Raw genomic sequence first — 7372 nt, 5'->3', positions numbered from 1 at the left:
TTGTCGTTATGACAAGGGAACAGGGAACAGGGAACAGGGAACAGGGAACAGGGAACAGGGAACAGGGAAACTTTACTTTTCGTTACTTATGTCGGTTTTTTTCCGTTTACCTACTTAATTCGATTTTATCTAATAAATAAGTTAAGAAATATGTCGCTAAGTTTAAATTTACTAAGTTTTTTATTATCTCTGTAGGTTGGGTTCAACGACAGTGAAACCCAACATTGATGAATTATACTTTTTGATTTTTAATTCTGTTCTACGGGACTAGAATTTTGATCAGCACCACAATGATAACAATAAGGTAATCCTCTATAGGTCAAATTATGGCAATTATGGCATTCAATATATTGATCATAACCACAGTGGGGACAGTAACTATCTCGTGGACGAATTTTTTTGGCACAGCGAATACACCTTGATTTTTGAATTCTTTTGGTGGCCTGAATTTTGGTATTAAATACAACAGTTTGGAAAAATTTAATGATCCCAAAACCAAGTACAGGAATTACCAAAATATAAAGGTAACGCAGGAGGAAGATTAACCCTGCAAACAGACGATTAATGAGATTAGATAAATATTGAAATATAACACCAATTTGCAGAAATTCAAATATTTTTAGAACTAGAGGAATGAGAAATATAACTAGCAAATGCCAGCTTATTAGGCTTATTAATCCATATCCTTGGCGTTGACTGAAGTTATTAACCAATAATGCAACTAAAATCAAGGGCAGTAGGAAGATAGACTGAAATAGAAATTGAATGCTAGAATACCAAAATGATGCGTCCTTATGACTTTTTGCAACTTGATTAAATTTAGTTTTGTTGTTGACAAAAGAGAGGAAATTAATACTCTCAGGTTTGTTCAGCAGTTGATTTTGTAGATTAGCAATTTCTTCTTTTAAGACAGAAATATTGCGGTTATTTTGCGTTAATTCCTGTTTAGCTTTTTCCGCTCGTACTTGATTAATAGAATTACCTGAAGGCTGTCCAGCAATTTTTTCTAAAAGTGTGGAATCGTATTGTTGACGAATTGTATTATTGGCCTGTTGGAGTTGATTAATCTTATTTTGTTTCTGATTTATCGTTTTGAGAATTTTCTGATTTTCAGGATTGTTTAGTTGATCTTTAAATTCTGCATAATTTAAACATATTGGCGAAACTTTACCCAAATGTCTGTTTTCTGCATCTTGATATCTTTGTCGAATTGTTTGCTCATTGCTACTATCAGGTAATCCACTAATCACAAATTCATAATCTTTATTTCTCCTAGTATCTGCTGTATAATTGTTCCATTCAGAATAGCATGGATAAGACTGAGACGGGCTAAGATGCCATTGACTAATATCATTTAAACCCGTAAAAACATTAATTAAAATGAAAATATCAACTAAAATAATTACAATCAAACTCACTTTATTTAGTGGTTCATTGTTTACAGTGCGAGAATTATTGAAAAATCCACTTAAAAGACGACGTATTCTATTAAACATATAACTATCCTGTATCTATTTAAGTTGATGGACTATCAAGAAACACAGCCTGATCATCGGTGTTACTGAAATTAATTTACCATTTTCCTATGACTTTAGTAGTTTTTTTTGTTAAGTTTTATATATAGGAATCCGGTTTGATTCCTGAATTTACTTGTGTGGTCAGGGAACAGGGAACAGGGAACACAGGAAGAAAGACAGAATTGATACCTTCTAAGTCTTGTATGGCTACCTCTCAAACTCTTCCTTCGCGCCTCTGCGCCTCTGCGTGAGACAAATTCCTACTTTGATTCCTGTGATTTCGTAGGCTGGATAATGGCTTGACAATATCTAATTAAAGTATCAATGCGTTCTTCAATATTATTTAATCTAGCCTGTAGAGTTGTTGAATGCCTTGCCCCTTTAAGAAACATCATATCCACTTCCAAGAGTCGCAACTGTTTACTTATTTCCGTTTTATAGGACAGTTGCTGGGAATTTTCATCAACTAAGGGAATAATTTGCTGTAAAAAAAATGTTTGTAAATGGGTTAAATTTAACCGTAATTGATTAGTATTGAGTTTATCGGCTGTTATATGAGTTCGTAACTCGTCTATAAATGTTGCCAATTCCTGATATTTATCACAATTTAAAGACATTTGTTGCCAGTTAGGATAATATTAATGTCAAGAAAATTTTCTCATACAACTCAACTTTCTTTTGTTTTTGCTCAAAATCACCAGCCTTGAATTTTACTTTGGGGCTTGGTTTATCGTCAATAGGTTTTTCTGACCATATTTGCAAGCAACCTGTAATGGATGATAACTACAAACAATACAATTAGAACATTATCTTTCTCACCTTATCTCTAAGCCTCCAGGCAACAGCATCTATTTTATGGCGGTGCTGTCAATTTTAACTATCTTCCAACCTATCCACAAATTACCTTTTTGATTTTATGAGTAGTATAGCTATCAAACCTCCTACTGATGTCGTTCTGCCAGACTGGCTTAACAGATGTTTAATTGAACCTCCAGCGCCCATACTCACGGAGGAAGAGGACCGAACGTATAACGGTAACGCTCTCATTTGTCGAGCATTTCAGTTTGCTTATGAATTACATGGGGGTCAAACCCGAAAGTCTGGAGAACCTTATATTGCTCACCCTGTTGCTGTGGCGGAAATACTCCGTGAATTAGGTGGTAGTCCTGTTATGATAGCAGCGGGCTTGCTTCATGATGTAGTTGAAGATACAGAAGTTACAGGTGAAGACATAGAAGCACGCTTTGGAGGAGAGGTGCGGCGATTGGTAGAAGGTGTTACTAAGCTGTCGAAAATTAATTTTACCAGCAAAACCGAAAGTCAAGCGGAAAATTTCCGGCGAATGTTTCTGGCTATGGCCCAAGATATTCGGGTAATTGTGGTCAAATTGGCGGACCGTTTGCATAATATGCGGACTCTTCAATATATGCCAGAATCTAGTCGTCAACGTAGCGCCCAGGAAACACGAGATATTTTCGCACCTTTGGCGAATCGTTTAGGAATTTGGCAAATTAAATGGGAATTAGAAGACCTAGCATTCAAATATTTAGAACCGGAGGCCTATCGAGAAACTCAGCAATGTGTGGCTGAAAAACGCACGGACAGGGAAGAAAAGTTACTTAAAGCTACGGAGACTCTGCGCCGTCGGTTACTGAAAGCGCGTATTAATTGTTTGGAAATTAGCGGTCGTCCTAAACACCTTTATAGCATTTATCAAAAAATGCGGCGGCAGCAAAAGGAATTTCATGAAATTTATGATTTGGCGGCGCTGCGAATTATTGTCCAAACTAATGAAGAATGTTATCGAGCTTTAGCGGTGGTTCATGATACTTTTCGTCCTATCCCTGGTAGATTTAAGGATTATATAGGTCTGCCTAAACCAAATAATTATCAATCTCTACATACTGGGGTAATTGGTTTGACAGGGCGACCCTTAGAAGTGCAAATTCGCACTCTGGAAATGCACCATATCGCGGAATACGGAATTGCTGCTCATTGGAAGTATAAAGAAACTGGTGGTTCTGAGAATAGTCACTTAACAAGTTCTGATGAAAAATTTACTTGGTTACGCCAATTGTTAGATTGGCAAAGTGATTTAAAAGATGCTCAAGAATACTTAGACAGTGTGAAAGATAATCTCTTTGAGGACGGGGTTTATGTCTTCACTCCCAAGGGTGATGTTATTCCTTTAAGTCCTGGTTCTACCAGTATAGATTTTGCCTATCGCATTCATACAGAAATCGGAAACCACTGTGCAGGGGCGCGGGTAAATGGACGTATTGTTCCTTTATCAACGCGATTACATAATGGTGATATTGTTGACATTATTACCCAAAAAAATTCTCATCCCAGTTTAGATTGGTTAAATTTTGTTAGCACCTCAGCAGCGAAGTATCGTATCAAACAATGGTATAAGCGATCGCGCCGAGAAGAAAATATCGCCAGGGGACGGGATTTATTAGAAAAAGAATTGGGGAAAACTGGTTTTGAGAACTTACTCAAGTCAGAGGCTATGCAGACTGTGGCGGAAAAGTGTAATTATCACAGTGTAGAAGATTTACTGGCTAGTTTAGGTTATGGGGAAGTTACCTTAAATCTAGTCCTGAACCGTTGGCGGGAAGTTGTTAAAGGTAAACAACCTGTTAGTGATATGATCCCATTTCTCGCCAAGGAATTAACAGCAAAAACTTCGCGCCCAGAAAAAACGGATTCATTATCTACATACCGTGCTAGTGATTCCCCTATTATTGGGGTGGAGGGGTTAGTTTATCATATCGCTGGTTGTTGTACCCCCATTCCTGGTGAACCGATTGTGGGTGCTGTGACAAGGGGAAGAGGAATTTCTATACACCGTCAAGGTTGTCATAATCTAGATCATGTTGAATATGAGCGTTTAGTACCAGTGCGCTGGAACCCATTTATGGAAAGCCAAAGTCGTCCTCATACATATCCTGTTAATATGCAAATTGAGGCTTTAGATAGAGTTGGAGTATTAAAAGATGTCTTGTCTCGATTAAGCGATCAAGGTATTAATGTCCGTCACGCTCAAGTTAAAACTTCCTTGGGAGAACCTGCTTTAATTGATTTAGGAATTGATGTGCGCGATTGTTCTCAGTTGGAACGTTTATTTGTTCAACTGAGAAAAATGAGCGATATTATCAATATACGTCGTGTCTGTGAAGAGTGTTAGGCTGGAAGTCACTACTACACAAGCAAAGTCCACCTCCGTGGACTAATTAGGGTTTAATGAGACTAAGTAGGTGAACGGAAAAAAACCGACATAAGTAACGAAAAGTAAAGTTGCTCAAAACCTGTCACCTGTCACCTGTTCCCTGTTCCCTGTTCCCTGTTCCCTCTTAAACAATTTCATTGAGGGTTTGTAATAGTTGATCTATTTCTTCAACTGTGTTATAATGGGCTAATCCTATACGCAATAATCCACCAGATATTTCTACATTTAGTTTTTCTGTGAGGTTAATTGCATAAAAATTTCCGTACCAAACAAATATTCCCTTTTCTCCTAATATTTGGGCTATGGTTGCGGGCGTTTTTCCTGCTATGCGAATAGATACTGTTGGTGTCCGCCATGTAAATTGACTGGGTTCTGTAATACCATATAAGCGTAAACCAGGGATTTTTAATAAGCCTGAAATTAGCTTTTTACTTAATTCTCTTTCATATTGTTGAATGGCTGACATTGCTGTTATTAAAGCTGCTCGCCGACTATGATAAGCTGATATTAATTCATGATTTTTTTGTTCTGGTGCTGTCAAAAATCGAGGACAATGGAAGGTAGTTAAACCTTCTCTGTCGGCTTCTATTAAGGAGGAAAGTAATTCATTATCTAAGTTTGGGGAAACATGACAACCTAATTTGGCTAAATAATTAATCGCTGCTACTAACCCTGCTAAACCTTCATGATTTAAAGTTCCTGTTTCCCATTTTGAGGGAATTTCTGCTGTTGCTGGTTTAACTTTATAAGGAGAAAATCTGGTTAAATGTTCTTTTTTTCCGTAGACAATTCCTACATGGGGCGCGAAGAATTTGTAAGCAGAACAGGCTAGAAAATCACAATCTAAATGATGAACATTAATCAGTCCATGGGGCGCGTAATGGACAGCATCAACATATACTAAAGCCCCGACATTGTGGGCTATTTTGACTATTTTACTAATATCATTAATTGTCCCCACGGCGTTAGAAGCATAGGTAACTGCTACTAATTTGGTGCGGGAATTTATCTTTTTTTCTAAATCATACAAATCTAAAGTACAGTCAGAAGTATTAATATCAACAGCACGAATAATTACACCTTTCTCTGCTAAAGCATACCAAGGAGAAATATTCGCAGCATGATCTAAGTCTGTAACGATAATTTCATCACCAGCTTGTAATTCTCTACCAATAGCGCGACTCACAGAGAAGGTGAGAGTGGTCATATTTGCGCCAAATACTATTTCATCATTATCGCATCCTAAGAAGTCAGCGATCGCTGCTCTGGCCGAAATAATTAAAGCATCTGTTCGCAAACTAGTAGCAAAAGTACCATGAACATTCGCATTTGATCTAACTAAATAATCACTAATTGCGTCTAAAACTCCACCAGGAACTTGTGTTCCTCCTGGTCCATCAAAGAAAATTGCTGGCTTTTTGTTGATTGTTTGTGTGAGTGCGGGAAACTGAGAACGAATCCATTTTATATCTAGAGATTCCATAGTTTTTCCTCTGTTTATGATTTTTGTTCCGCGTCAAGCTACAAGATGTGAGTATAGCAATTCTTGGTGGGTTGTGAATGGATTTTTTTTGAACGAACCTATTAGGACACGGAGAACTCAGAGGTGAAGGAAAAAAGAGGTATTCACGTCTGATTTAGAATCGCTATATATTAGCTTATATTTTACTCTAATATTTAATTTTTTTCTATGGGAAAAGCAACATTGGTTAAAATATTAATTGGGTTGATGTTTTTGAGTAGTTCCATTTGTTGTTGATTTTTGACTAATAATGCACCTGCAAAACCTAGAGAATTTATGGAAATTTCTGCAAATTCTTCTTTTTTTCGCGGCACAATTAACATCCATTTTCGTGTAATTAAAAGATTGTATGCTGCTGATTGTAGATGATTTTCTAGAGGTTTAATTCCCACCGTTCGCAGTAAATTATGATATTTTTCTAAGGTTAATTTTGGACTTTCGCCGCTATGAAGATGAGTAAAAGCGTGTAAAAAGGGAAATTCTTGGATAGTTCCTATATTATTTTCTAATTTTGCTGTTTTTAAAAGTGGGGAAATAGGAATATCTGTTTCTGAAAAAGGGACAATTTGTAAATGTTTATGTCGTTGACTCGCACCAGCTAGTTTACCACCATTGTAAAATACTAAACCTTCAAATTCTCCTAAACAAGTCCACATTGCTGTAAAATCTTCTAGGGTGAGTAAGCTTTCTTGTTCTTCAAAAATGCGGGTGATAATTAACAAATGATTATCAACAACATTGAACTTATTTAAAATACAAACATGAGTAGGAGAAATATCCGCCACAAATAAATCTTCCTCGTAAGGTAAAAAAGGATTAAACTCTTTACCAGTTCTAGCAATTTGTTGTTCTTGTTTTTCTTTATCGGCTTTTTTGCGGTTGAGATTTGCTAAAATTCTGACTATAAATTGTACTCCATCTTGTTCAATAATTTCCAATTCCGTGGGAATAGATTTTAAAGCTCCAGATTTTAAAGCCTGTTCTGTTGTAGTTTTGATGCTTGTCCATAATGTACCGGGTTCAAGGAGGATTTTTAGCTGATTCATATTTTATATCATCAATTACTCAATTTATAAACCAAATCTGATTTCTCCATATTAT

General features: G+C 36.6%; 5 protein-coding genes. 1 reads left to right on the top strand and 4 read right to left on the bottom strand.

The window, feature by feature from the left end; genetic code table 11:
- Positions 1-248 precede the first annotated feature (248 nt).
- Positions 249-1496 (bottom strand): hypothetical protein, encoded by a 1248-nt coding sequence (locus ACIR310F_RS0107850; protein ID WP_028083352.1) that lies wholly within the window; start codon positions 1494-1496, stop codon positions 249-251.
- 281 nt (positions 1497-1777) lie between these two features.
- Positions 1778-2134 carry a heterocyst frequency control protein PatD gene (gene patD / locus ACIR310F_RS0107845; RefSeq protein WP_028083351.1) on the bottom strand — a complete coding sequence of 119 codons (357 nt, stop codon included), beginning with the start codon at positions 2132-2134 and terminating at the stop codon, positions 1778-1780.
- A 299-nt stretch (positions 2135-2433) separates the two neighbouring features.
- Between patD and ACIR310F_RS0107840 the strand changes: the two genes are divergently transcribed.
- Positions 2434-4707, top strand: coding sequence for a RelA/SpoT family protein (locus tag ACIR310F_RS0107840; protein WP_028083350.1), 2274 nt, complete (start codon positions 2434-2436; stop codon positions 4705-4707).
- Positions 4708-4873: 166 nt separating this feature from the next.
- Here ACIR310F_RS0107840 and ACIR310F_RS0107835 read toward each other — a convergent pair whose 3' ends face one another.
- Both ACIR310F_RS0107835 and ACIR310F_RS0107830 read right to left on the bottom strand, forming a co-directional pair.
- A complete protein-coding gene (locus tag ACIR310F_RS0107835) occupies positions 4874-6232 on the bottom strand; it encodes a cysteine desulfurase-like protein (protein WP_028083349.1) in 1359 nt (452 codons plus the stop codon).
- A gap of 194 nt (positions 6233-6426) precedes the next feature.
- Entirely contained in the window at positions 6427-7317 is an 891-nt protein-coding gene (locus ACIR310F_RS0107830; RefSeq protein ID WP_028083348.1) for an ATP adenylyltransferase family protein, read from the bottom strand.
- Positions 7318-7372 lie beyond the last annotated feature (55 nt).

Source organism: Dolichospermum circinale AWQC310F (assembly GCF_000426925.1).
Classification (GTDB): Bacteria; Cyanobacteriota; Cyanobacteriia; order Cyanobacteriales; family Nostocaceae; genus Dolichospermum; species Dolichospermum circinale.
This window is presented reverse-complemented; position numbering and strand designations above follow the sequence as displayed.